Source organism: Schaalia vaccimaxillae DSM 15804, from assembly GCF_000420425.1.
Lineage (GTDB): Bacteria > Actinomycetota > Actinomycetes > Actinomycetales > Actinomycetaceae > Pauljensenia > Pauljensenia vaccimaxillae.
Genome location: NZ_ATUX01000007.1, coordinates 302,296 through 328,440 on the forward strand (window position 1 = coordinate 302,296; position 26,145 = coordinate 328,440).

At 57.1% G+C, this 26,145-nt stretch carries 15 protein-coding genes; 5 read left to right on the top strand and 10 right to left on the bottom strand.

Annotated elements, in window-relative coordinates; translation table 11 throughout:
* Positions 1-108 precede the first annotated feature (108 nt).
* Positions 109-762, top strand: a complete 654-nt coding sequence (locus tag G439_RS12170) for a single-stranded DNA-binding protein (RefSeq protein WP_165544526.1) — start codon at positions 109-111, stop codon at positions 760-762.
* On the opposite strand, the gene acpS is transcribed toward G439_RS12170, so the two are convergent.
* Genes acpS through G439_RS11400 form a run of 5 tightly spaced genes read right to left on the bottom strand, consistent with a single transcriptional unit; the run spans position 752 to position 14,777 of the window.
* Complete coding sequence (acpS, locus tag G439_RS0106375; protein ID WP_022868355.1) at positions 752-1,225, bottom strand: holo-ACP synthase AcpS; 474 nt, start codon at positions 1,223-1,225, stop codon at positions 752-754. The two genes, G439_RS12170 and acpS, sit on opposite strands and share 11 nt — an antisense overlap.
* Positions 1,222-10,461: a type I polyketide synthase gene (locus G439_RS0106380; protein WP_022868356.1), complete on the bottom strand. Its 9,240-nt coding sequence runs from the start codon at positions 10,459-10,461 to the stop codon at positions 1,222-1,224. Before G439_RS0106380 ends, acpS begins: the two co-directional genes overlap by 4 nt.
* 56 nt (positions 10,462-10,517) lie before the next feature.
* The gene (locus tag G439_RS0106385) at positions 10,518-12,095 is read right to left on the bottom strand and encodes an acyl-CoA carboxylase subunit beta (protein WP_022868357.1); all 1,578 of its coding nucleotides are present in this window, start codon (positions 12,093-12,095) and stop codon (positions 10,518-10,520) included.
* On the bottom strand, positions 12,095-13,885 hold the full coding sequence (locus tag G439_RS0106390; RefSeq protein WP_022868358.1) for an ATP-binding protein: 1,791 nt from the start codon (positions 13,883-13,885) through the stop codon (positions 12,095-12,097). Before G439_RS0106390 ends, G439_RS0106385 begins: the two co-directional genes overlap by 1 nt.
* Before the next feature lie 28 nt (positions 13,886-13,913).
* Positions 13,914-14,777 (bottom strand): biotin--[acetyl-CoA-carboxylase] ligase, encoded by an 864-nt coding sequence (locus G439_RS11400; RefSeq protein ID WP_051125717.1) that lies wholly within the window; start codon positions 14,775-14,777, stop codon positions 13,914-13,916.
* 297 nt (positions 14,778-15,074) lie between these two features.
* Between G439_RS11400 and ettA the strand changes: the two genes are divergently transcribed.
* Positions 15,075-16,757: an energy-dependent translational throttle protein EttA gene (gene ettA / locus G439_RS0106400; protein WP_022868359.1), complete on the top strand. Its 1,683-nt coding sequence runs from the start codon at positions 15,075-15,077 to the stop codon at positions 16,755-16,757.
* A 140-nt stretch (positions 16,758-16,897) separates the two neighbouring features.
* On the opposite strand, the gene G439_RS0106405 is transcribed toward ettA, so the two are convergent.
* Positions 16,898-17,860 (bottom strand): acyl-CoA thioesterase, encoded by a 963-nt coding sequence (locus G439_RS0106405; RefSeq protein WP_022868360.1) that lies wholly within the window; start codon positions 17,858-17,860, stop codon positions 16,898-16,900.
* 115 nt (positions 17,861-17,975) lie between these two features.
* Here G439_RS0106405 and G439_RS0106410 point away from each other — a divergent pair, with 115 nt between their 5' ends.
* A complete protein-coding gene (locus G439_RS0106410; RefSeq protein ID WP_022868361.1) occupies positions 17,976-18,245 on the top strand; it encodes a PTS sugar transporter subunit IIB in 270 nt (89 codons plus the stop codon).
* Between the two features lie 57 nt (positions 18,246-18,302).
* Complete coding sequence (malQ, locus tag G439_RS0106415; protein WP_022868362.1) at positions 18,303-20,450, top strand: 4-alpha-glucanotransferase; 2,148 nt, start codon at positions 18,303-18,305, stop codon at positions 20,448-20,450.
* A 16-nt stretch (positions 20,451-20,466) separates the two neighbouring features.
* Here malQ and G439_RS0106420 read toward each other — a convergent pair whose 3' ends face one another.
* The 4 genes from G439_RS0106420 to G439_RS11405 form a co-directional block, all read right to left on the bottom strand.
* Positions 20,467-20,931, bottom strand: a complete 465-nt coding sequence (locus tag G439_RS0106420) for a PTS sugar transporter subunit IIA (protein ID WP_022868363.1) — start codon at positions 20,929-20,931, stop codon at positions 20,467-20,469.
* The gene (locus tag G439_RS0106425) at positions 20,928-21,158 is read right to left on the bottom strand and encodes a PTS sugar transporter subunit IIB (protein WP_026459468.1); all 231 of its coding nucleotides are present in this window, start codon (positions 21,156-21,158) and stop codon (positions 20,928-20,930) included. The genes G439_RS0106420 and G439_RS0106425 overlap by 4 nt, the downstream gene beginning before the upstream one ends.
* Positions 21,159-21,323: 165 nt before the next feature.
* Positions 21,324-22,583: an MFS transporter gene (locus tag G439_RS0106430; RefSeq protein ID WP_022868365.1), complete on the bottom strand. Its 1,260-nt coding sequence runs from the start codon at positions 22,581-22,583 to the stop codon at positions 21,324-21,326.
* A 9-nt stretch (positions 22,584-22,592) separates the two neighbouring features.
* On the bottom strand, positions 22,593-23,426 hold the full coding sequence (locus tag G439_RS11405; protein ID WP_022868366.1) for a Cof-type HAD-IIB family hydrolase: 834 nt from the start codon (positions 23,424-23,426) through the stop codon (positions 22,593-22,595).
* A gap of 283 nt (positions 23,427-23,709) precedes the next feature.
* Between G439_RS11405 and G439_RS0106440 the strand changes: the two genes are divergently transcribed.
* Positions 23,710-26,103, top strand: a complete 2,394-nt coding sequence (locus tag G439_RS0106440) for a glycoside hydrolase family 3 N-terminal domain-containing protein (RefSeq protein ID WP_026459469.1) — start codon at positions 23,710-23,712, stop codon at positions 26,101-26,103.
* Positions 26,104-26,145: the final 42 nt, after the last annotated feature.

Sequence of the window (26,145 nt, forward strand, 5' to 3'; positions counted from 1 at the left end):
TACTTCACCCCTGTATCCACAGAAAAATAGAGGGATGTTTCAAGACGCTCATGGCTTCGGCGAGCCTGAAGGAACCGGTACATACCGGAAGAACTTCAGGAGGACATGATGAGCGACATGACAGTGACTCTACGGGGCCGCATTGGTACCGATCTACGAACCTACAAGACTTCCACCGGACGTTTGATCGTACGTTTCCGTTTGGCGGTGCCAGTTTGGAGAGTCAATGACGCGGGTGAGTTAATCGAAGACAGAACCAATTGGTATACCGTGCGAGCGTGGGATCGTCTTGCCCACAACATTTTGCGATCCGTGCATAAAGGTCAGCCCGTCATTGTTGTGGGACGGCCGACCGCGAGTGGGTGGATGGACGATAAAAAAGAAATACGTTCCCAGGTCATCATTAGTGCCCAATCTATTGGCCACGACCTGTCCAAAGGAATCGCTGGCTTTGAAAAGCCCGTACAACCAGGCCAATATGCATCCGAAGATCATGAAGATCGAAGCCAGGAAATGGCTCCTGAGGATTCTTCGCACGACGCGCTAGATACGCCAGAGGTGGCTCAGGAACCAGATGCAACTCAGGGGCAATCGTGCCCACCCGATGCTCACGGCCTAACCGACATCGCCCCTGATGAGAACCTCGACGTAGATGAAGATAATGACGACATCGAAGCAGAACACACCACATCGAGTTCTCAAAAGTCTCAAATTTCAGGCCAAGGTTTTGCGTCAAGTCCGCAGCCTGCTTTCACCTACTGATGCCGCCTGCCTCAATGAGGACTTGAGCAATAGCGTAGGAGCCGTCGTGGCTTATAGAAAGGTGCAGGTGTAGCTTGTCATTCAAGGGGCCCCAGATTTCGTCCATGGAGGAGTAGAAGGATTGGGCTAAGTGGGAGTGAAGCTGTAAAGCTGGACGGCCCCAACGGTCGTCAACCACTTCCGCCATCTTCCAATTCACTTCATCACGCTCAATCACCGGCGCAACGCCATATAACGCCTCTGACCATGCCTTGATGAAGGCTTCTTTGGCGGCCCAGCGTCCGCCCGCATGACGAGCGACAAAAGCTGGATCATCTGATCCGCCGACCGCGGTTGCGCGGGCGTGAACCCTGCGCAACTCCCTCGCAGTCAAAATGCTCTCGAGGAAATGCGACCCAGGTGTCTCTACCTGAGTTTGGAACTCAGGTAGAGACACCAGATCAATTCCGATTCCAAGAATCACTTGTTGGAATCCTCGGGCAGGTGATAGATGCCGTCCTCACCAAGCCTTGCTCGCGGGTCTAGCAGCAATGCTGCTTCGACCTCGTGCGGATCACCCGCGGCTCCCTGAGTAACGTCGGTGGCCGGTAGGCGACGTCCCTCGACAGGCTCGAAGAGCGGAGCGTGGCCAAGCATGCCGGCTTCAACTGTTCGAGTACCGGCCCGCAGACGCGAATCCGACGCCACTCGCCACTGTTTGAGCCGATCCTCACCAAGCTCCCGCTGAACGATTGCCTCGAAAGCTCCGGGGTTGACTAGCGCCAGGATTCCGGAAACATGCCCGAAGCCTAGCGAGGTTGCAAAGGCCGCACGAATTGGCCCAAGTGCCGACGTATCCAACGGTGAACGCAGCCACACGAGGTGAGGGTACTGTGCCATCTTGTCGTCGACGCAATCCAGAGCCGCATTCGCGGGGATTATTCCCGTGCGGAACACATCGATGATGCCACCGACCTGGAAGACACAAGCGCCGCCTTTAGCGTGGCCAGTCAGAGTCTTCTGAGAGATCACCATGAGCGGATTGCCCTCTGATCTGCCTAGAGCACGCCCGATACGAGTATGCAGGTCGGACTCGTTTGGGTCGTTCGCATTGGTAGACGTATCGTGCTTAGAGACCACGGCAACATCGTCAATCGTCACACCCAAGGCAGCCAAGTTACGAGCAAGCGCAGACTTCTGACCCGCACGAGCCACACCCAACGCGCCAATGCCGGGAGCCGGAATCGAAGTGTGGGCGCCGTCGGCGAAAGTCTGAGCATGCGCAACAACCGCGAGCACAGGCAGACCCATTTCGACGGCGATGGATGCGCGCGTCAACAGCACAGTGCCACCACCTTGGGCCTCCACGAAGCCAGCGCGACGTCGATCGTTTGCCCGGGACACGAAACGATGAGAAATACCTTGGGCGAGCATATCGTTCGAATTCGCCGTCGCATTCATTGAACCGAAGCCAACGATGGATTCGACCTGGATGTCGTCAATAGCTCCAGCGACAACGAAGTCCGCTTTACCGCAGAAAAGCTTATCGACACCCTCCTCAATAGACACCGCTGCCGTCGCACATGCGCCAACCGGGTTAATCATTGAGCCGTAGCCACCGACGTAGGACTGCATTGTGTGGGCTGCAACCACGTTCGGCAGAGTTTCCTGCAGGATATCTTGCGGATAATCCTCACCCAAGAACCTGTCAACGAAGAGCTTGTGCATAGAACGCATGCCGCCAAAGCCCGTACCCTGCGTGGAAGCCACCGTTGACGGATGGACGATTTGCAAGAGCTCGGTCGGGCTGAAACCAGCGGATACGAAAGCGTCTACCGCTGAGACAAGGTTCCATACCGCAATGGGATCAATGGAATCGATGAGGGATGTGGGAATCCCCCAACGCGCGGGATCGAAACCAGTGGGGAACAAACCACCGATTCGACGATCCAGAGTCGCCCTCTTAGGTACACGCACCTGGGCCCCAGCCTTGCGGGTCACTTGCCATTCACCGAATGGTGTGCGAGCAATCTGAGTGAACTGAGGATCCGCATCCAGGTAGGAACGAGCCTCATCCTCGTCATCGACGGTAAAGGTGATGTCCTGATCTAGGAATACCATCGCCGATTCGGGAGTCCAGCCGTTGTGCAGCGGACCGTCGTCCTCGAAGAATCGGATACCGCAACGGGCCACGACCTCGTCCCGATACCGTTCGAAGATATCGGACTCATCAACCAGTTGATCCTCAGCGTCGTACCAGCCGCCTACCGGCGTATCAGACCACGTCAACAATCCCGTCATCCATGCCAGTTCCAGGACACCAGCGGGAGTCAGATCGACGGTCCCATCCGAATGAATACCCAGTTCGGCTTGAGCCCTGGTGCGTGCCGAACCCCATGGCCCGACCTCGCCGTGACCAACGATGACGACGGTGTCTTCCAGAGACGCTGTCGTCTGCCCCCAATCAGCAGGATCCAGGTGGGGGACAGCGGTCACAGTGGGTGAGGGCAGCGCAGAAACAGTGACTGACTCGACCGGCTCTTCATGGGCAACTGGGGTCGCTATTGCCTGATCACGCAGAGCACGCAAATCGATCGACTCGTCCAAGCCTCCCGTCAGATCGGCGTGGATTGGGCCGCGAGCAGCCTCCGAGCGGTTTTCCTCAGATGCCAATTCGAGGAGGGCATCAGCCATTTCCTGGGTTGACCAGGTGCGTACACCAGCCTTTTCGACAGCATCGACGAGCGGATCATTACCACCCATGAGGCCCGTGCCTCGTACCCAACCGATGAGCGGGTGCGCAATCGAAATGCGAGATGACCAAATTGGCTCAGCAGACCAGCGGGTCGTGATGGCGTCGAAGGACGCCTTCGCCTCACCGTAGGCTCCGTCACCACCGAACATGCCGCGGTTGGGCGAGCCAGGCAAAACAACGTGCACTCTGTGGTCAGCGTGAGTATCAGCTCCGATACGCGACAGGTTCGCGATCGTACGTTCAACCGACCACACCAGCAGGCGGTACTGATTCTCTGAGGCAGGCCCCGCTTCAGCCATCGTGCCTGAAACCCTGGGTGCTGCGAAGGGGAAGAACAAGGTTGGAACCATTGCTTCCTTCGTGACCTGCACATCTGCACCCACGGTCTTTGTTTGCTCGCTACCAATCCAGTCGGTGACAGCATCGATATCACGGTAACTTGCCAAGTTTGCCGGCAGTAACCAGAGTTTTGCCCCAGGAGCAGCGTTCTGACGATAGAGGCGCTTGGCAAAGGCCAGTCGTGATGCCGAAATATTCGACGAGGTCGCGATAACGGTTGCGCCACCGCGCAGCAGACGAGCGACCACACCACCAGCAATCGACGAGGGCGTCATGCCTGTCACAAGAGCAACGTCCTTGCGGTAGGGCAGGCGATCAGTCAGCGACTGCCCCGACACGCGTGCTTCTTGAGCGATGGCACGCAGAGCCATCGAAAGATCTGACTTGCCTACCGCCTCAGTCCGATCCGCCCACCAATCAGCATGGTCACCAACAGTGTCGCCAGCTCCAAGGAACACCGGGGAACCATCAAGCTCGCCCTGTGTGGCCAAACGTGCCACGTCCTCGCGGGCCGACGCCCACCGATCGTCGAGAAGGACCGCGCGACGAGCATCGAAACGAGGCTCAACAAGATCAACCCATCCGGAACCTAACTCGGCCGAGATAGCTTCAATTGCGGCTGCGCCGTCCTCGTCCTCGTCATCGGTTGGAACTGGAGTATCCAGGCCCAACTGGTTGAGTACCTGGCGGGCGGTGTTAGCCAAAATGCCGTCGGGTCCGGTCACTTGAGCAGCGAAGGCGTCCAGAGCAGCCGAGTCGACGACTCCCGCGCCTGCAGAACCGCCAGCGCTTGGCAGAGCCACTGAAATGCCGTGGCGTGCGGCTACCGACTGGACTGCCTGGTCGATGAGAGCATCCACGCCGGCAGCGTTTGATGGTGCTTCAGAATTCAGAACCGCTAATTCGCCTTCGCGAGTCGACGCGCCTTCGCGCGTTCCCAAGAGGATCTCAGCAGTAACGTGGTTGGCCCAGCCGTCTGTTAGCTGCCAAGTTCCCGTGACACGATCAGCCACCCTTGAAGCTTTAACTCCAGCAGCGCCGAAGAGTTTACGGGTGCGATCCTTAATGGCTTCGCCAAGGACGGGCCCGAAAGCCTTGTACCCTCGAGCCGCCTTGTCGACTGTCACGGACAAGGTCTTAATGTCAGCTTCACCGGCCCCGTCAATGGAAGACAAGCCCAACTCTGCTGACAGGTCCATGAGGAGTTGGTTGCGTCGCGACGAGACACCATTGGTCAGCGACTCTGTCGTGTCAGAATCGCCCACTTCATCGAGGCGGATTTTCGCCGACAGGGCCAACAGCACACGAATGGCACTGGAGGCCGTGAAAGGTAGGTCCGCAACGTCGGCGCCCGAAGGGCCAGCCGTTGAGGTCGCTGCAACCGATGTAGAAACGGGAGTCTGTGCAACGGGGGCAGCGGAAGCAAGAGGAGCTGTCTGAGCTTCAACGGGACTGTCGGCAGGAGCCTCGTCCTCATCATCTTGCGTCACGATATTGACATCGGTGCGCATGACGCGAGCCGCATCCCTCTGAACATTGAATACATCCACATTGCGACCCGCGAACGCAGGCTGAGCCAAAGTGCGAGAAGCAAGATTGGCCAAAGTGGGCGCAGCGCCAAGACCAACCTCAACAACCTCGTCCACTGCCAGAGCGCCTGGCTCGTCTGAGAAGAGAACACGCTGAGTTTCGATCCAACGCACCGGCGAGGCAAATTGCCAGCACAGCAGCTCAATGAGCAACGTTCGGGCCAACTGCTCAGGGTCAGCCGCAGCGCTATCCCACGCCTCATCGCAAGCAACCAGAGCTTCAATTGCCTGCGACGGCACCACATCGAGGATTGCTTGGGCGAAATCGCGGGTCAGTTCGAAGGGGCGAGCCACCAAGTTGGGGATGTAGTTGCCAACGAGGGCGGACGGATCGACACCGTCGGTAATCCGGTCTTGCAACTTCTTGCGGAACTCGTCGACACCGCCGCGCAATACCGTCGAGTGGAAGGGCACATCAATGCCAGGAACATACATGAACGGACGCTTACCGCCGTAGTTCGCTGCACGCTCTTGGGCATCAGCTGCCAAAGCCTCCAGGCCCGCAACCGTGCCGGCAATCGAATACTGGCTACCAGCAAGATTGAAGTTGACAATCTGGAGGAATTCACCAGTCTGCTGTGCGATCGAATCTACATATTCAACGACGTGCTCATCGTCGACACCGAATTGGTTGGGACGCAGAGCCCCCATTCGGTAGTTAGAACGGCCGTGCTCATCGCGTGCGACCAGGGAATGCATGGTGGAACCGCGTTGGAAAACGAGGTCGAGCACAGTCTCAAGCGGGAAGACGCGGCCATAGGCGGCCAGGGCCGTGTATTCACCCAAAGAATGGCCAGCAAACGCGGACCCCTCAACGAGGGCACCTTCTTCGCGCAACCTTTCGGTCTGTCCAATGGCCAAGGTCGCGAGCGCAACCTGGGTGAACTGGGTGAGATTCAAGACGCCGTCGGGATGGCGATAAGTCACACCCTTGGCGCGGATTGATGTCGGATTATCCCTGACGATTGCGAGGATGGAGAAGCCCATGGCTTCGCGCGTGTGAGCATCAGCTCGCCTCCATACGGCATCGACTGCCGGCGACTGAGCACGTTCGTCCAATCCCATACCCGCCGACTGGATGCCCTGACCGGGGTAAACGTAGGCGGTACGCCCAGCCGTGGTGGTGGCAGCGGCGCGAGACACCACTTGCTTGTTGATACGGCAGGTGACTTCCAAAGCCAACCCGCCCCCAGCGAGGCGACCGGTGCGTTCGACCGTAATCTCAACCTGGTCATTTAAGTCGACGGTGCCGTACATGTAATACGTCCAGGACCGCAGGTGCAGACCAGGGTGACCGTCCAGAGCAGCCGAAACAGCGTGCTGAGCCGTAGCTGACAGCCACATGCCGTGCACAAGAGGCGCTTCCATTCCAGCAACCTTGGCTGCCGTCCACGAGGTGTGAATCGGGTTGTAATCGCCCGAGACAATGGCAAATGGCGTCATATCGTCGGGTGCCTGGACCGTGACCTGGCGCAGTACAGAGCGGGGAGTTTCACGGACCTCTACATCGATGCCCGCATAGGGAGCAGCGGGGGCCGGTGGGCGATTTCCTGTGGCGCGGCCTCGGATCGCAAAACGTTCCTGGGTCGATCCGATGGGGTGTCCATTGGCGCTCATCTGCAAAACCACGGTGACGATGCGCCCGGATGAAGATTCTTCAATCGACGCAGCGTGAGAGCGCACGTCAATGGTGGTCACGCCCTCGCTCAGTAGTTCTTCCGGGCTGCGGTTAAACTCGATGGAATGATCCAGATGGACAGCGTTGAGTAGTCCCTCAATGACTGGATAGTCGTTGTGAATCGCCGAACCCAAGGCCGCGTAAATCGCGGGCCACGCAACACCCAGTAGAGCATCGGGTACCCAGGCAGCCAGATCGTAAGAAGCGGGAAGAGCCCCTCCAGTAGCTTCGGCGTGGTCGTGTCCCAGCGTCTGCGCCAAGGTGAAGGAGTAGTGGGCTTCACCGAATTCACTGAGCTGCGAATCCACCATCTGCGGCATAGCGCTCACGGCATCTCCGGCAACCGAGGTTGAACCCACACCTGCTGTAGCCGCGAGCATCGCGTACATCTGCTCGGGTAGGCGCTCTTCGTCAATAACGGGGACACCCCCATCGTGGGTTGGCAGAGTCAACGGGAAGACAAGTTTGCGTACGGCGTGCTTGTCTTCGCCGTGGGGGTCTTGATCCCACGCAGTATCTAGGAGGATGACCAACGAAAGACCGGCCTCGTCCACGTCGATGACGACACGTTCTGAGGGCAGGACTGCCGCCGGATTTGTCATGAGGTGGCCAGTCCACGAAATGAAGGGCACAGTGCGCAGCCACTCTTCGAGACTGGAAGCGGGCTTGCCATTACCCAACCTGGTTAAAACAGCGGATGCTTCGACTCCCGCTTGGGTGAGCCTTTCGACAGCAGCGTTCTCGAAGCGTCCCAGCAGCTCAGCGACAGGTTCATCGACACGATCAATACCACCGACTGACACGGGGCCGGGAATAATACGCACGGAATCAGCGCTGTAGCGTTCATCCTGGGCCTGCCACAAACCATCCTGACCCCACCAGCGGATCAAATCGTCATCCAAGACCGGCACGAAGGGCATGGGCTTGGGATACTCGCGGCACAAAGTTGGGAACCACGCGGCATCGATGGGCGTGACATACGTCGAGGCGGCGTTCGGGTAAGCCTCAAGGATCCGCTTGACCGCTGCGGGCCCGTCTTGGCAATCCTGGGCAGTGGGGAAGAGAGTCTCAACTTCACCATGATCAACGGCAGAAAGACGGGCTTCGATTCGTTGGAGCAGGTGATGGAAACGCAGCTGCCAGGTCGGATCCACCCACGGGAAAGACAGATCGGCGAAACGGGTCACCCACTGGGCGTAGGTCATATCTTCTAAATCGCCAAAGTAAGGCTTTGCGGTGCGGTCCAGGATCTCAATGATCTCGGCTTTGCGTTGACGTACTTGAGCCCCATCTGAACCAATTTCGGCAATCAAGCGGGCAGCAGCTGCAGCAGCGTTGTCAACCTCGTGCATATCGGCGCGAAGATGCGAGAGGCCGGAAGTCACACCACCCTCGGATTTGCCTACTCCAACCCAACCCTTCGCAGCCGAGGAAGCTGAGACTCCCGGGGTCTGGACCAGCAGTTCTTTGACAGCCTTCGTGGTGCGCGCCTCTTTGGTTGTCATTGCCGCAGTGCCCACCAGAACACCGTCAACGGGCATCGCAGGGCGCCCATGTTCAAGAGACCACTGACCCGTGAGGAAGTCAGCGGCGCGTTCGGGAGTACCGATTCCACCGCCGACTGTTAGAACAATGTTGTCATGGGTGCGCAGATCGGCGTAGGTGGCCAACAGCAAATCGGAAAGGTCTTCCCAGGAATGGTGGCCACCGGAGTGCCCATCTTCAACCTGGACAATGATCTTGGTGGGGTGTGCCTCCTGCGCGATCTTGATGACCTGGTGAATCTGGTCGACTGTGCCGGGCTTGAAAGCAACGTAGGGGAACCCGTCAGCACGTAATTGCTTGATGAGTTCAAGGGCTTCCTCTTTATCGGGGATACCTGCCGAAATGACGACACCGTCAATGGGAGCGCCGTTGACTCGAGAACGCGATACAATCCGGGCCTGACCGAATTGCAGGTTCCACAGGTAACGGTCCAAGAACATGGAGTTGAACTGGGCAGCGTGGCCCGGTTTTAACTGCTCGCGAAGACCGGCGAGGTTTTCGTTATACACCTCCTCGGTGACTTGGCCGCCGCCAGCTAGTTCCGCCCAATAACCCGCGTTGGCCGCAGCAGCGACAATCTCTGGGTCAACGGTGGTTGGGGTCATACCGGCCAGAAGGACCGGAGAACGACCCGTCAAACGCGAAAAACGTGTGTCAACGACGGTACGGCCGTCAGCTAGCGTGATCAAACGAGGAGCCAGGCTGGTCCAATCCGCAACCGGGGCAGGTTCCCATCCAGGTGTAGAGGCTTGGTCGCGATCAGCATCCGTTCCCGCAGGCACTACCCCCACGCCCGTACCCTCCACGAGAGCGCGAGTCATACGGACGGTAGTCTGCCCCGGACCTAGATCTACGATCCAACGAGCCCCAGCCTGCACAGCTTCACGGACCTGAGCCGGCCAATCCACAGGATCGACCAATACAGCTCTGGCTAGCTGCTCAGCCACATCACTATCGAGCTCACACTCTTGCGCCCACGCCATCACCTGGTCCACAGCACCTTGAAGGAGGGACGAATGGAAAGGAATATGGACCGGCAGGAATTCTAAGACTGGGCTCAGAACCCGGCCACCCACCTCATGGCGATCGTGAGCAGCCTGATCTGCGCGAGCTGCGGCCTCGATCGCGTCCTTTAACAACGCCAAATCTGCCGGCGCACCTGAAACGACGTGAGTATCTGTGCCATTACGCAAAGCAAATGAAAGGTCCATGCGACGGGCCTCAAGACCACCGATGAGATCAACCAGCAAAGATTCCGGCACGCCTCGGATCGAAAGCATAGGGGTGGCCTCCGCCGACGAAGCAGCCCCCAAACGGCGGGTTGAACGCGACGCCGCAGCGCCGATCAACCGAGCAATTGCCACAACCTCGACCACGCGATCCTCTTGACCATTGATCCACGCTCGCGCGGCTTGCACACCCAAGATGCCCTGGGAGTGGCCCTCAAAAGCCACAGCCGGATGCTGACGTAAATCCAATCCCGACTGAGCAAGAGCCTGCAAGGCTCCCAATTGCGTCAGAACAATGCCAGGAACAGACAAAGCCGCCTCATCAATACCGCCCTCGGGACGCGTCACAGCAGTCTGGCCTGAGCGTGCGGGCAGAAGGAACGGTAAAGACGCCACAGATTGAGTGGCCAAAGAACGACGCACGGGCGACAGAATCTGATCGGACTGGAGCACCAGCGCCGCCAAGTTCAGACCAATCGCCTCGTCGTGAGCCAATTCGTCCAGCCCTTGACGCCACGGCGTCGCCTGCCCGGCGAAAGTCACGGCGAAAGGAATCTGTGTGAGCTGATGAAGGAAAGTAGGCATTGTGAACTCTTTCAGTGATCTATTTATTTCGACGAAGAAGGGGAACTGGCCGGCTACTACATGGGCCCGTTGTCGTGGCGCTTAATGTGGGCTACTCGCTGATCCTTTGACGCCAACAAATCCAAAGAATCAATCAACACTTTGCGAGTGTCAGAAGGTCGGATAATCCCGTCGAGCTGACCCGAACGAATGGACAGATCTGGATTGACTGTTTCCTCTTCATACTGTGCAATCAGACGGGCTTTCTCAGCCTCGAAGTCACCGCGTTCCTTAGCTAATGCCAGCTCCCTGCGGTGCACAATGGACGCTGCGCCCTCGGCACCCATCACAGCAATCTGTGCATCGGGCCACGCAAATGCCAGGTCGGCGCCAATCGACTTTGAACCCATCACGATGTAGGCGCCACCGTAGGCTTTACGTAAAATCACCGTGATCATTGGGACCGTCGCATTGGCGTAAGCAACGATCACTTTTGCTCCGCGCCGAATAATTCCCGCCTGCTCCTGCTGCGTGCCCGGACGATACCCAGGAACATCAACCAACGTGATGACAGGCAAGCCGAAAGCGTCACAGAAACGTACGAAACGCGCAGTCTTCTCTGACGCGTCAACGTCAAGGGTGCCCGCATCGTTCATCGGCTGATTGGCAACGATGCCGACGCTTCGTCCCTGCAAACACGCCAAACCTATGCACACATTGGGAGCAAAAAGATCTTGAACCTCAACAAACTCACCGTGATCTACGACTGCCTCAATGACCTCTCGAATGTCATAAGGATGACGCGCAGAGGACGGAACTAAATCACCCACAAACTGCGCTGCGGTCACATCCTCCTCGTTGTCCTCATAGTCGTACAGGGGAGGAGCGCTCAAACACGACGACGGTAAGTAATCCAGAAGAGAACGAACATAAGAAATTGCCTCAGCCTCGTCCTCGGCCATATGGTGGGCCACTCCCGACTGGAAGGAATGGATTGCCGCGCCGCCCAACTCCTCCAAGGTGACCTTCTCACCAGTCGTCGCCTGAACAACATCCGGTCCCGTGACGAACATATGGGAGTTTTCCCTCGTCATGATGATGAAGTCAGTCAACGCCGGCTGATACACGGCGCCACCGGCACACGGGCCCAAAATGATGGAGATCTGAGGAACCAGCCCCGACGCTTCGCACGTCTTTTTAAAAATACGGCCGTATTGAGCCAGAGCAACGACACCCTCTTGAATACGAGCTCCGCCCGAATCCTGAATACCCACGATCGGAATACGCATCCGAATCGCCATGTCGATGGCATCAATAATTTTGTCGCCCTCAACTTCGCCCAAGGTTCCTCCCCGAATAGAGAAGTCTTGCGCGTAGGCAACAACCATTCGTCCCTGAACTCGCCCATACCCCGTCACAACAGCAGAGCCGACATCTCCGGCGCGTACCGAACCACCAATGAATTGGCCGACCTCGTTCCACTGCCCATCGTCGAAGAATGCGCTCAAGCGCTCGCGGGCTGTCTGCTTCTTCTTTGCATGCTGGCGGCTAGCGGCCTGGGCTTCGGCTTGGGCAGCAACCTCCTCTTGCCGTTCGATAAATCCGGTGCGAGTCGGCGACGCCGACTTACTCGGCGCAGTAGATAGGGTCTGCATTATGCTTCCTCACTCTCGATGCGGATGAGAAGATCGCCGGCTGCGACTGTGTCACCCTGACTAAAGCCCAGATGACTAATCCGTCCAGACAGAGGAGCCAGGATGGGTTTTTCCATCTTCATGGCTTCAAGCACTGCAATAAGTTGGCCTTCTTGGACCAAATCGCCTGGTTGGATCAATAGCTGCACGATCGTTGCTTGCATGGGGGACACGATGGCTCCGGGCTCAGCGCCAAAAGTGGAGGTTGGTCGTCCCAGACTGGCGCGTGCTTCTTGTCGCGCTGATCGTAGTGGTTGGGTGGGGCGCACTGCTCGAGATGCTGGAGGAACCGAGAACATGCCTTGGGGCAGAGTCAAGGTCATTCTGCGTCCGTCTAATTCGATGACGTAGGTTTGACGCGGCAGTTCGCGCGTGTCTTGGGCCGAGGCGGGATCGGCTAGTGCTGAGTAGTCGTGTCTTGGCAGGAAGTCTGTCTCGAGCCAGCGCGTTGACACTGTGAAGCCTCCAGCCCCAATGAAGGCGGGGTCTTCGATGATGTCTTGGTAGACGGGCACGGGGGTGGCAACACCCTGGACTGAAAATTCGGCTAGGGCTCGACGTGAGCGGGCAAGTGCTTGGTCTCGGTCAGCGCCGGTGACGATGATCTTGGCGATCATCGAGTCGAATGCTGTTTGAACCGAATCTCCCTGATCAATCCCGAGGTCGAGGCGGATGCCTGGGCCGGTGGGCCAGTGCACTTCGTCGAGCCGGCCGGCTGCGGGGGTCAAGTCTGCTGAAGGGTCTTCGGAGGTGATGCGGAACTCGAATGAATGGCCGCGCATGGCAACTGGTTCCGATAGGGGCAGCTGTTCAGCGATGCGGATTTGCTCGCGTACCAGGTCAACGCCAGCAACCTCTTCTGTGACCGGATGTTCGACTTGCAGGCGCGGATTGACTTCGAGAAACCAGATGGATCCGTCTGGTTCGAGGAGGAACTCGCAGGTACCGACTCCGACGTAGCCGACCTGTTCAAAGAGGCGAGCCGACCAGTCAGTGAGGGTTTCGTTGGAGCCTTCGGGTAGGAAGGGAGCGGGGGCTTCCTCAATGAGTTTTTGGTTGCGTCGTTGAATGGAACAGTCTCGCGTTGATACGACGCGGAAGTTTCCGTGAACGTCGCGCGCGCACTGCGTTTCGATATGTCGGGCGACCTCGACGAAACGCTCAATGAAGTGGGCTGTGAGGTCGCTACCTTGGTGGCGGGCAAAGAAAATGTCGGTGTCTGCATTGCTGCGAAGCACGGTGATGCCTCGTCCGCCGCCTCCGTCTGCGCGTTTGAGAACGACTGGGAATCCATGCTTAGCGATGAACTCTTCGACCTCGTCACGCCTTGTGATAGGGGCTGAGACGCCTGGAACGGGGCTGACTTGGCACGCTTCGGCAACTTTGCGTGCACTGATCTTGTCTCCAAGAGCTTCGATGACGTCACCCGAGGGCCCGATCCATGCAATTCCTGCATTTTCAACGGCACGTGCGAAATCGGCATTCTCCGATAGGAAGCCGTATCCGGGGTGGATGGCGTCAGCTCCGGTAGCCAGTGCGGCTTCGAGGAGTTTGTCGGCGTTGAGGTAAGTGGTCGCCGCATCCTCTCCGTCTAATGCGAGGGCTTCATCGGCTTCTGCGGTGTGGGGCGAGGCCATGTCCTGGTCGGCATATACGGCGATTGTGGATATTCCAAGATCGGTTGCCGTGCGCATGATGCGAAGGGCGATCTCGCCACGGTTGGCAACGAGCAGGCGATTGATGGTTCGCATAGTGCTTTCGTTCCTATCTTCGGTGGAGTCAGTCGATGACGTGGATGTCGCCTGCTGATAGTGGATGCTGCGATCCGTCGGACAGTTGAACGAGGAGACAACCGTTGGAGTCAAGATCGAGGGCGCGTGCGCTGGTCGATGAAGCAGAGAGTGGGTCTAAGGAATCATCGGTGGGGGCTGCGAATCGGAATGAGCGTCCCAAGGTGGTGCATCTGCTTGCTGCTTCGGAGGCAAGCCCGCTGATGTCAGCTTTTCCATCAGCAGTCACGAGGGCGCGCACTCGTGTGTCGATTCCGCGCAGAATGTGTGCCAGGAGTCCAGAAATGACTGACATCGGATCGTGATCTGCCTCTTCAATGCCTTCCAGGCTCAAAGATGTGGCAGTGGGGGTGGGGCGTTCGTCGGGGGTCATGGAGACGTTGACACCGTAGCCGAGGATGCATGTGGTGACGAAGGGGGAAGCTGAGGGAGCGAGGGTTGCGAGGATTCCGCAGATTTTCCGTGAGTCGTCGATGAGGACGTCGTTGGGCCATTTGGTTGAAACCTCTCGTCCGAGAGGTTCAAGAAAGGCTGCGATGGCATCGCGTACAGCCAGAGCGCCGATGTGGCAGAACCAGCCGTGTGGGCTTTGTCTGAGGGAACTGGGAATAGAGATGATGGTTGATGCGGTGAGGGAGCGTCCGGGCGTGGACTCCCAGGTGCGGTTGAGTCTCCCCCGTCCCTGTGTCTGTTCGCGGGCAAGGACCGTGGTCAGGTGCGGGGTGGCCACGCGCGGATCTGCGAGTAGTTCCATGGCCAGATCGTTGGTTGACGAGGTCGAGTCGACGCGGATTACTGGACTGGTTAACGAGGTGGGGATAGACACCGTGTCGAAGGCTTGCGCGGCTTTCATGGACCTTCCTCCTCGTGGTTGTTATCAAAAAGTGCTTAAAAGTTTGTTGGAATATCTGAATGATAGGGGCGAAAGTTAAAAGTTTGAGATACTTTGCCGGTATAGCGTGTCTCAACCTCAGGTTGAACCACCGCAAGTTCTGCAAGTAATAGCCCCAAAACCTTGAGAGATGAGAAGCGTGTCACGCCGCGGGTGCCAATCCTCACCCAAGCAGCCCGGAAACCTATTTGTGGCCTAGCATGGAGGGGAAAATGGTGCAGCTCGCACCCAAGAATCCTGAACCCTGGACGGAGAACAGTGGCAGAGTTCATCTACCAAATGATCAAGGCACGTAAAGCAATCGGTGACAAAGTCATTCTCGATGACGTCACCATGGCTTTTTACCCGGGAGCCAAAATTGGCATGGTTGGGCCCAACGGTGCAGGCAAGTCCTCGATCCTCAAAATCATGGCGGGGCTCGACGAACCGAGCAACGGCGAAGCGCGCCTGAGCCCGGGCTACTCCGTTGGCATCCTTATGCAGGAACCCGTCCTCGACGAAGATAAAACCGTCATCGAGAACGTGCGCCTGGGAGCTGGCGACACCTTCGCCAAACTCGCCCGCTTCAATGAGATTTCAGAAGAAATGGCAAATCCAGACGCCGACTTCGATGCGCTCATGGAAGAAATGGGCAAGCTGCAAACCGAAATCGATGCGCTCGGAGCATGGGATATTGATTCTCAGCTTGAGCAGGCGATGGACGCTCTTCGCTGCCCTCCGCCCGATCAGCCGGTGTCCGTGCTTTCCGGTGGTGAGCGCCGCCGCGTTGCTCTGTGCAAACTGCTAATTGAGGCTCCCGATCTGCTGCTCCTCGACGAGCCCACCAACCACCTCGACGCCGAGTCCGTTCTGTGGCTAGAAAAGCACCTAGCGTCATATTCCGGTGCGGTTATTGCAGTCACGCACGACCGCTACTTCCTTGACCACGTCGCCCAGTGGATTGCAGAAGTCGACCGCGGTCATCTTTACCCCTATGAAGGTAACTACTCCACCTACTTGGAAACCAAGGAGAAGCGCCTGCAAGTCCAGGGGCAAAAAGACGCCAAACTTGCCAAGCGCCTCAAAGAAGAACTCGAATGGGTTCGCTCGAACCCCAAGGGGCGCCAGGCCAAATCAAAGGCCCGCCTCGAACGCTACGAGGAAATGGCTGCTGAGGCCGAGCGCACCCGCAAGCTCGACTTCGAAGAGATTCAGATTCCGCCAGGCCCACGACTTGGATCCGTTGTCATCGAAGCCAAGGACCTGAATAAAGGCTTTGATGGGCGTACTCTCATCGACGGATTGTCTTTCTCGCTGCCTCGTAACGGCATTGTTGGCGTCATTGGCCCCAACGGTGTTGGTAAGACCACACTATTCAAGACCATTGTCGGCCTCGAACCTCTTGATGGCGGGGAACTGACTATCGGAGAGACGGTCAAGATCAGCTACGTTGATCAGAACCGCGGCGGCATCGATCCCGACAAGACCCTGTGGGAAGTTGTTTCCGACGGCCTCGATTACATCCAAGTCGGCAACGTCGAAATGCCTTCCCGCGCGTACGTGTCAGCTTTTGGTTTCAAAGGCCCCGACCAGCAGAAGCCCGCGGGCGTTCTGTCTGGTGGAGAGAGAAACCGACTCAATCTCGCGCTGACACTTAAGCAGGGCGGCAACCTCTTGCTGCTGGACGAACCAACCAACGACCTCGACGTTGAAACCCTGGGCTCTTTGGAAAATGCTCTCCTGCAATTCCCCGGTTGCGCTGTTGTCGTCACCCACGACCGTTGGTTCCTTGACCGCATTGCCACCCACATTCTCGCCTGGGAAGGTACAGAAGAGGATCCTGCAAAGTGGTACTGGTACGAGGGTAACTTCGAGTCTTACGAGAAGAACAAGCTCGAAAGGCTAGGAGCCGAGGCTGCGACGCCGCATCGCGTGACGCACCGCAAGCTCACTCGCGACTGAGTGGTTGTGCTCCGCCCGAGTGTGACTTCGAGCTTGCTCCCCGCTGCTATGCAGCGGCTCGGAGCCGGGCATGCCCTGAAGACGCACCCGGGCGGACAGACTTCTTCACTACGCGAAGGCTTGCTGAGATTCCAGGACGGTTAAGCTGCGCCTACCTGGACCTTCCCCGTCTTGGGATCCACGCCGAAACCCCAACGCCCAGAACCCTCGCCTTTTTCATTGGGAATTCGTAGCATGCCCTGCTGTTCTGCTTCGGCGACGAGCACACCCTCGCGAGTAAACACCCGAGTCCGAGCTAGTGTGCGCGCATTATTGACGTTCGTGCACTCTCCATCAAAAAGCAACCAGTCGTTGATATTGATGTCGTGATGGAACCACATTGCGTGGTCGAGGGACGCCGCCGACATTCCGGGGGTCATCCACGATAGCCCCAAGGCGCGCATCGACGGTTCGAACATCACTTGGTCAATGACGTAAGCCAGCAAGGCTCGATGGATGTTCTGATCCATTTCGGCAGGAACATCGGTGCGCGGACGCATCCAGAGTTGCTGGCGAGGCGAACGCGAAGGGTCAGCCGATGTATAAAGAGACTGTTGGACATGACGCACGTCAAAGGCACTGGTCTTTCCTAGGAAGCGCCCAACCGGATGTTCCATGGCACGGAAAATTTCAAAAGCCGAATGCAGTGTTTCAGGGGCAGGGACCGCTGGTGCTTGAGGACAGTGGTTCAGTCCGTCTTCTTGACCTTGATAAGAGGAAATCAAAGACAAGATCTCCTGACCATCTTGGCTGCAGGAAACGCGCCGACTTGAAAAGGAACGTCCGTCACGCAAACGATCTACGTGCAGCTCAAAACTCTTAGAAGGATCCCCACCCCGTAGGAAATATGCGTGGAAAGAATGGGGCATGCGGGCAGTGTCCTTGATGGTTGCAGCAGCGGCTAAGAGTGCTTGGGCGATCACCTGGCCCCCGTAAACCCGGCGGACTTGGGGGAGGCTGTGGGCGGTGAATGAATCGGTTCCTGATGCTCTGAGTTGCAAAATGCGTAGAACCGAGGCCACGGGTTCTGTCGACATCATTGGAACCGTCAAAGGTGCAGTCATACGGGCTATTGTCACGCGAAAACGATTCATGTGCGAGGCGCGGCGATTGCCGGCGCGCAACGACACGACTAGGCTGTGATCCGCATCGCAGAAAAAATGAAGTGGGGAGCAGAGCATGAGTGTCGAATCGACGTTGATCCGTGCTTTAGGAGGCGCCGACAACATCGTCGACATTGAAGAATGCTCAATGAGGATCCGAGTCCGTGTTGTCGATCAGCAGGCGGTGGATGAACAGGCGATGAGAATCAAACCCGTGCTGGCAATCGTGCGTTCCTCTTACTTTGTTCAAATCGTCACTGGACTGCGCACTCGTGAGATCAGCTCTGCCATAACCTCGCTGATTGACGTGGGCGACGGCACATCCATGCCTGCAAGTGACTCGTGACCGTCGCCTAGGATGGGCAGTGTCCCCGCTCAAACTTTGGTAGATATGAGAATCCTCGTGGATGAGACTTCCCCGGCTTCAGCTGACATTGATCTTTTGCGCAGGCTTGCCCAGCTCAATTCCGTATCTGTGGATTACTGGGACTACCGCGGACAGCTCCAACAGGTGGCACCCGAATCTCTCATTAAGGTGCTGTCAGCCCTAGGTGAAGATATTGACTTAAGTTCCACGGTTGCAGATCTTCGCAGCGCCGTGGAGCGTGCCCAGCAACGCCAATGGCGTCAAACCATCGCGCCGACAGTGGTTGTACGTCATGGCAAGTGCTGTGAGGTGCCCGTGCACGTTCCCGATGGGACCTGGGTGACCGTGTCATGGATCGGCGAGGACGGAACGAGCGGTGACTGCGCCCAGCTCGACCGATGGGTTGAACCGCAGTGGATCGATGGAGCCCTTGTTGGTCGTGCGACCTTCGAGGTTCCCGACCATCTTCCCCTCGGATGGCATCGCCTGGTGGCCACCCTCGAGGACGGACGGGTCGCGTCTGCTGCCCTCATTGTCGTTCCTGACAAGCTCACTCACCCGAGCCTGCAAAACGGCAAGAGAACATGGGGTGTCAATGCTCAGATGTACTCGGTGCGTTCGCAATCGTCCTGGGGCATTGGGGATGCGGTCGATCTGGCCGATCTTGCAGCCGTCTGCGCCGACAGGGGTGCCGATTTCCTCCTCATCAATCCTGTTCATGCCAGTCAGCCCACCCTTCCGCTGGAAAACTCACCGTACCTGCCGGTGACACGCAGATGGGTCAACCCGATTTATATTCGCCCAGAATCCATCCCAGAGTACGCCTTGCTCACTCAAGATCAGCAGGCTGCGATTGAAGAACTACACCGACAGGCCGTGGGGGAGCCCGAGTCCTCGGATCTTCTTGATCGTGACCGCTGTTGGAAAGCCAAACGCCAGGCGCTGGAGATGATCTTCGAGGCTGGACGTAGCTACCATCGTGACTCTCTCTTCCGTCGATTCGTCGAAAGTGGTGGTTCCGACCTCGCCAACTTTGCTCTCTGGAGTGCACTTGTGGAGTCCAATTCCACGATGGATCTGGCCGGCCTCGTCGACAATCCTCTCGGTACAGCGGCCGACCTCGCCAGAAGCGGGCAAGCGCGAGAGATCGAATTTTGGAAGTGGTGCCAATGGGTGGCCTCTGAGCAGCTTTCGCAGGCACACCATGTGGCCACACAAGTGGGGATGAGCATCGGGATTATGGCCGATCTAGCTGTCGGTGTTCACCCCCAAGGCTCAGAAATCTGGTCGAAGCCAGAACTCTTCGCCCCGCAGATGTCGGTGGGATCTCCTCCAGATATGTACTCCCAGCAGGGGCAGAATTGGTCCCAGCCCCCCTGGTCACCTAGGCGGCTGGCAGAAGAAGGGTATGAACCGCTGCGCGACATGGTGCGCGCCGTTTTAGCAAACGCAGGCGCTATTCGTATCGACCACATCCTTGGATTATTTAGATTGTGGTGGATTCCCAGCGGACAGCCAGCGTCTGAAGGCACATACGTCTATTACGATCACGAGGCAATGGTCGGCGTTGTGTTGCTCGAAGCACAGCGAGCAGGAGCCGTCGTCATTGGAGAAGACCTTGGTGTCGTAGAACCCTGGGTGCGTGACTATCTGCGTGAACGCGGTGTTCTAGGCACTGCGGTCTTCTGGTTTGAGAAGGATTCGGCAGGTTGGCCACTGCATCCCAGCGACTATCGTCAGGCTTGCCTCGCTGCCGTCAATATTCACGATCTTCCCCCTACTGCTGGTTACATCGAGGGTATTCAAACAACTCTGCGTGACGAACTTGGTTTGCTCGTTGATGATGTTGAGTTGGCCCGAGCCAGTGATCGCCTTGAGATGGAACAAACTGAACAGCGTCTGCGTGAATACGGACTGTTGACGGGACCTAACCCCACGCCCAAAGAGATCGTCGAAGCTCTCTACGCCTACGCGGCGAAGACCCCCGCCGCTTTAGTGGTTGCTTCATTGGTTGACGCAGTGGGGGACCGACGACCGCAGAATATGCCTGGGACTCACTTGGAATACCCAAACTGGCGTGTGCCGCTGTGTGATCAAGACGGACATGAGGTTCGCATCGAGGATCTGAGCAGCAACGAGCGATTGAATTCGCTGTTCTCGTTGCTTTCTTCAACCCTCCAGTGAGTAAACCTGTATGCGGTTAGCTATCGACACGTAAAAGCCTGTCGCCAGCCTGGATGAGCGCTCCAGGTGGTGACAAAGGAACGACCTGAGAGCCAGCCGGTTCCATGACAATGACGATGACCGGCGTGGAATAACCCGCTTCGCGAGCCCGATGGGTCTGCCAGATGGTGACAACATCGCCACATTGGACGATATCGCCGGCCTGCACTTGAGGTGTGAATCCTTGCCCTTTGAGTCCGACGGTGTCGATTCCTAGGTGCACCAGGACGGACTGTCCCTCCGAGGTGCGAATGATGAAAGCATGGGGATGAATCCGGTGGATCTTTCCTGATACAGGAGCCGTAACCTTGAGTGTAGTTGGCTCCGGCTGCGGCATAATCGCTGCTCCTAGACCTACCACACCTTCGGCAAATACTGGATCGGGTACCGAGGCTAACTCGATCGTCTCACCGTGGACCGGCGAGACGATCTCGTAACTCACCGGAGGGCCTCAATGGCTTCGACGATGTCTTCCGTTTCTGGACCCATCACTACTTGCACCGAGTCCCCCACGGTCACGACATTGAAGGCGCCAGCCTCGCGTAGGGCATCGTCGTCGACAACGGAGTCGTCGTTAACATCGAGACGGATACGCGTAATGCATGCCTCGATGGTCTTGATGTTCTCCCAACCACCCAAGGCTGCGAGGATCGATTCTGCTTGGCTCATCGTCAGGTTCTCCTTGTCAACTGGTGTCGCCAACCATGCAATGATGCACGTCACAATTAGGATACCGTGCTTATGGTCGCCGCGATGCATGACCGTCCAAGAGGTTGAAGACATGCGCGAATAACGCTCATTCGTCAGCCCTGAACACCTAAAAAAGATAGTTGTCTACAAGTCTTTCGGATAGTCGATGGTATCGCCCAAGGACAAACGAGCAGCGGGAGTGAAAGCCATGGCGATGCCTGCCGCGATCGTGCCCACGATGAAGATGTAAAGAGCGGTCGTAACACCAACAGCCTGGGCAACAAGGCCGCAGGCAATGGAGCCCAGAGGCATCATGCCCCATACTGCAAAACGAAATGTTGCATTCAGTCGTCCCAGAAGATGCGAGGGACACAGGCGTTGGCGAAGACTCATCTGAGTGACGTTGTAAATGGTGAGGAAGAAAGAACTGATGATGTTCACGGCCACGATGACCGTCGAAGCCCATGCTCCCGCCCTCGTAGCCAGAGGCAACCCCAAGGTTGCTACCGAAGCGATGAGGTAGCAAAGGTAAATAGAACGGCCCTCTCCTAAACGCAGAACCACATGAGAACGCACAAGGGCTGCCGCAATACCTCCCAGGGCCCCAAAAGACAGGAGGATGCCTAGGGCTGTTGCCGTCATCTCAAGTTCACGTAAGACCAGAATTGGGAGCAGCACCATTTGGCCCTGGCTAAAGAAAGCCGAAACTGAAATGCATGCGAAAAGAGGACCGAGCAGACGTTGACCTCGGATGAAATCGACTCCTTCGCGAATCTGGTGCCACAAATTCGCGTCTGACGGGGGCTCCACAGCAGGTTCTGGATCTCGAATCCGCCAGATGAAGAAAGCTGAAAGCGCGTAAGTTAGTGATGTCACGATATAAGCGGCAGGCGCTGATGTCAGCCCGATGAGCCAACCGCCCAAGCCTGGGCCGCCAACGCGAGCGACTTGGAAAGACGCCTCGAGTCTTCCGTTAGCACCTGCTACTAATCGGGGTCCAACGATGACTGGTACATAGGACTGATAGGCAACATCAAAAAAGACTGTGGCAAAACCCATGAGAGCAGCCACTGCCATTAAATGCGTCAGGGTTAAAGACCCCAGGAGTTGCGCAATCGGAACCGAGGCAAGAGCTATGACTCTTACAATGTCGGCCGTAATCATCACTCGCCGCTTGCGCCACCGGTCCACCCAAGCCCCGGCTGGTAAACCTATCAGAAGAAACGCAATCGTCTGTGCCGCGGAGAGGAAACCGATCTCATTATTGGAGGCATGCAGGAGGTTAATTGCAATTGCCGAGGTCGCGATCGTCCCGATCTGGAAACCGAATTGACTCGCCGTTTCCCCGGCCCATAGATGCAGGAACGCTGGGTTTGCGTGAAGAGGGGATGAAAACGAACGCACCTTGAGATGTTAGGCGATAGATGTTGGAATAAGTCCCGCCATCTCGCATGCGGTAGCGAATCCGTCCTCGTCGATTCCCGGCGCCACCATGTCCGCCACGGCTAACACCGCAGGATCGTGCGAACCCATAGCAATTCCAATACCGGCGACTTCAAGGGCTTCAATATCGTTTGTCGAATCGCCAATCGCAACAGTGTCGGCGAGGTCGTAGCCGAGGTAGGCGGCAATGGTGGCAATACCGCGGCCTTTAGAGATCTCGCGAGGATAAACCTCAACGACCAGAGTCTGGCCTGCAGGAATGGAACCCGATATGACCTGCATCTGTTCGGGCAGTTTTAGACGTAACTCGTCGACGCTGGTACGGCCTGCAGGGATATATACCGTGCACTTCGTTGTTGAAGCCGGTAAACCTGGGCGGAGAAAAGGCTCGACAGTACGCGCGTATTGAGCCCAATCGTTGACGGACTCGCCCGCCTGGGCAACGAAACTCTCAAGGAAAGAGGGGCTGGGATACATGGCGTCGGGGCCCTGCCAGATCCATAGTGCGCCCAATTCTTTCCATAGCTGAGTGATCTTTTCGATCACAGCCCCTTCGATACGGTGGTCTTGGACCACAATGTCTCCGACTTGGAGCATCCCACCTGCCCCAGACACAATTCCCTCGAAGCCCAGATCCCACAGCCACGGGTAGATTTCTGGCATCGAACGACCAGAACATATGAAGAGCCGATGACCGTTTTCAATCATGCGTTGGCAAGCAATGCGCGCCGACTCAGGTACCTGTTGAGCCTTATTGACAAGCGTGCCGTCCAGATCAATAAAGACGAGTTTCCCATCAGCCATGTGATCACCGTATCGAAGGTTGGGTGGTGCGTATGGATGAGACGTATCACCTGGGTAGAAAGCCGTGTTTTTTTGATAACGAAAAAGTCACGGGGCTGCAGATTGTGCAGAGGTCTCGACAAATTGTGCATCTGCACACGGAAAGACGTCATCAAGATTCGTAGTCTGAGGAAACGTGGTTCAGGTAACTCCCGTCAACGATGACGTCGCAAACGGTGACACCGGAAAACACGAAAAACATCCCGATTTCAATGAAGATCTACCATCTTGTGAGGGGAATTCCATGAGGATCTCTCGTAGCACCAGTGCGGTCGCCGCTGTCGGCGTTGTCGCTTTAGCACTGTCAGGCTGCTCTAACGGTGATGCTGGTCAATCCGGTTCAGCTGAGGGCGCGGACGGCAACACCTACGTCACCGCCGAGCTGACCGACGGCAAGACCGAATTCACTCAGGTCAAGAACCCCAACGGCGGACAGACATTGTCGTTTGCCACCGGCGGTTCCATGAAGGTCATCGAAGCCAAAGATGGCGACTACACCTACGCCTTTAAGGATCTCAACGGCAACGGTGAGTTGGATCCTGCCGAAGACTGGCGACTTGACGCCTCCGAGCGCGCGCAGGCGTATGTTGCTGGTCTGACCAAGGAACAGATGAGTGGCCTCATGCTCTTTTCTTCCCACGAGCGCGCTCCCGGCGATGGCCTGACCGACGATCAGAAGACCTACCTGTCCGAGTCTTACCTGCGAAATGTTCTCAATGCTGGTCCGTCTGACGTCAAGATGAATGTTCAATGGGTCAATGAGATGCAGGCCTACGTGGAGACTCTCGGCTCCGCTGAGACACCGTACATTCCTGTGAATTACTCGTCGGATCCGCGCTCAGATGCCTCTCAGGCGTCCACCTTCTCCGAGACTGGCACGATTTCTTCGTGGCCTTCATCCCTGGGACTGGCTGCGACTTTTAATCCTAATACTGTCCTCCAGTTTGGTCAGATGGCATCGCAGGAGTACAAGGCCCTCGGCATCGCCACAGCACTATCGCCGCAGATTGATCTGGCGACTGAGCCACGGTGGCTACGTGTATCGGGAACTTTCGGTGAGGATGCACAGATGGCCGGTGCAATGGCAAAGGCCTATGTGGATGGTTTCCAGGGCACCTACTCCGAGGGCGGAGAAAACACTGGCTGGGGCAATGACTCCGTCAATGCGATGATCAAACATTGGCCCGGTGACGGAGCGGGTGAAGGTGGACGCGAATCCCACACCAATGCTGGCAAGTACGAGGTTATGGTCGGTGGAAACTCTGCTGAACACCTGGCAGTCTTCCAGGAGGCTCTGGATGCCGCTTCTGTGATGACCTCCTACTCGGTGACCCTCGATGCCAACGGCGAACCGGTCTACACCGATCGCATGGGATCCTCCTATGATGCTGGCAAACTCAAGGCTTTGCGTGAAGACAATGGCTTCAACGGTGTCATCTGCACCGACTGGGGCGTCACGAACGCTACGACTGATCCCGATGCTTTTATTGCCACAGGCTGGGGCGTTGAATCCATGACGAAGGAAGAACGTCACTACAAGATCATCCAGAACGGCACTGACATGTTCGGCGGTAATAACGATGCTGCGCCCGTTCTGGCTGCCTACGACATGTGGCAAAAGGACTTTGAAGCTGGCACCAATGAAGTTGATGCTCAGACCCGCTGGCAGCAGTCTGCTCAGCGTGTCCTAACGATGGTGTTCAATGCTGATGCCTTCGACAACCCCTTCCTTGATCTCGATGCCTCGACGGCGACTGTCGGTTCCGAGGACAAAGTTAAGGCGGGCCAGGAGGCTCAGCTCAACTCGATTGTCGTCCTCAAGAACGACGGTGCCATCACCCTGGATGAGAAGGCCGACTACTCGGACAAGACCGTGTACGTCCCCCATACCTACGATACCGGCCACCCCTCCCTCTTCTCCGCGGAGCCTGAGACCACCGAGGGACTGTCCCTCGATGAGGAACTTCTCAAGAAGTACTTCGGCACCGTCGTTACTGATGAGGTCGTCGACAATGGCGACGGTACCTTCACCTACACTGCACCAGACCTGTCGAACGTCGATGTCGTCCTGGTTGGTATGAAGTCGCCCGACAACGGTGGCAGCTTCTCGAAGTCTGGCTGGAATGAGGCTGAGAATACTTGGTACCCGCTTTCACTCCAGTATTCCCCGTACACCGCTGATGGTGAGAACGTCCGCAAGGTTTCGATCTCGGGCGACATCCTCGCTGATGGCTCCAAAGAGAACCGCTCCTACTACGGTGCGACCTCGAAGATCTCAAATGGCGCTGACCTCGAGGCCTTCAACCGCGCAGCCGCAGCCGTCGAGGCTTCCGGCAAGGACATTCCTGTGATCTCTCTGCTGAGCGCGAAGAACCCTGTGATCCCCGCAGAGTTCGAAGCTAAGGCCGATGCGATTATTGTCGGCTTCGGTACAGCTCAGGAAGCTCTGATTCAGATCGCTCTTGGACTGCACGACTCCAACGGTCGCCTGCCTATTCAGTTCCCTGCGAATATGGATACGGTTGAAGCAAATAAGGAAGACGTTGCCAAAGACGTGACGCCTTACACCGATTCGAAGGGTAATGCCTACGACTACGGTTTCGGCCTTCACCTGGACGGATCAGTGATCTCCGACTGATCTTTGGTGCATAGCCTCAGTGGGCGGGTCCTGTTTGTAGGG

Coding starts and splice junctions, on each gene's coding strand:
- G439_RS12170 (WP_165544526.1), top strand. CDS start 109: ATGAGCGACATGACAGTGACTCTACGGGGCCGCATTGGTACCGATCTA.
- G439_RS0106380 (WP_022868356.1), bottom strand. CDS start 10,461: ATGCCTACTTTCCTTCATCAGCTCACACAGATTCCTTTCGCCGTGACT.
- G439_RS0106385 (WP_022868357.1), bottom strand. CDS start 12,095: ATGCAGACCCTATCTACTGCGCCGAGTAAGTCGGCGTCGCCGACTCGC.
- G439_RS0106390 (WP_022868358.1), bottom strand. CDS start 13,885: ATGCGAACCATCAATCGCCTGCTCGTTGCCAACCGTGGCGAGATCGCC.
- G439_RS11400 (WP_051125717.1), bottom strand. CDS start 14,777: ATGAAAGCCGCGCAAGCCTTCGACACGGTGTCTATCCCCACCTCGTTA.
- G439_RS0106405 (WP_022868360.1), bottom strand. CDS start 17,860: ATGACTGCACCTTTGACGGTTCCAATGATGTCGACAGAACCCGTGGCC.
- G439_RS0106410 (WP_022868361.1), top strand. CDS start 17,976: ATGAGTGTCGAATCGACGTTGATCCGTGCTTTAGGAGGCGCCGACAAC.
- G439_RS0106425 (WP_026459468.1), bottom strand. CDS start 21,158: ATGAGCCAAGCAGAATCGATCCTCGCAGCCTTGGGTGGTTGGGAGAAC.
- G439_RS11405 (WP_022868366.1), bottom strand. CDS start 23,426: ATGGCTGATGGGAAACTCGTCTTTATTGATCTGGACGGCACGCTTGTC.
- G439_RS0106440 (WP_026459469.1), top strand. CDS start 23,710: ATGAGGATCTCTCGTAGCACCAGTGCGGTCGCCGCTGTCGGCGTTGTC.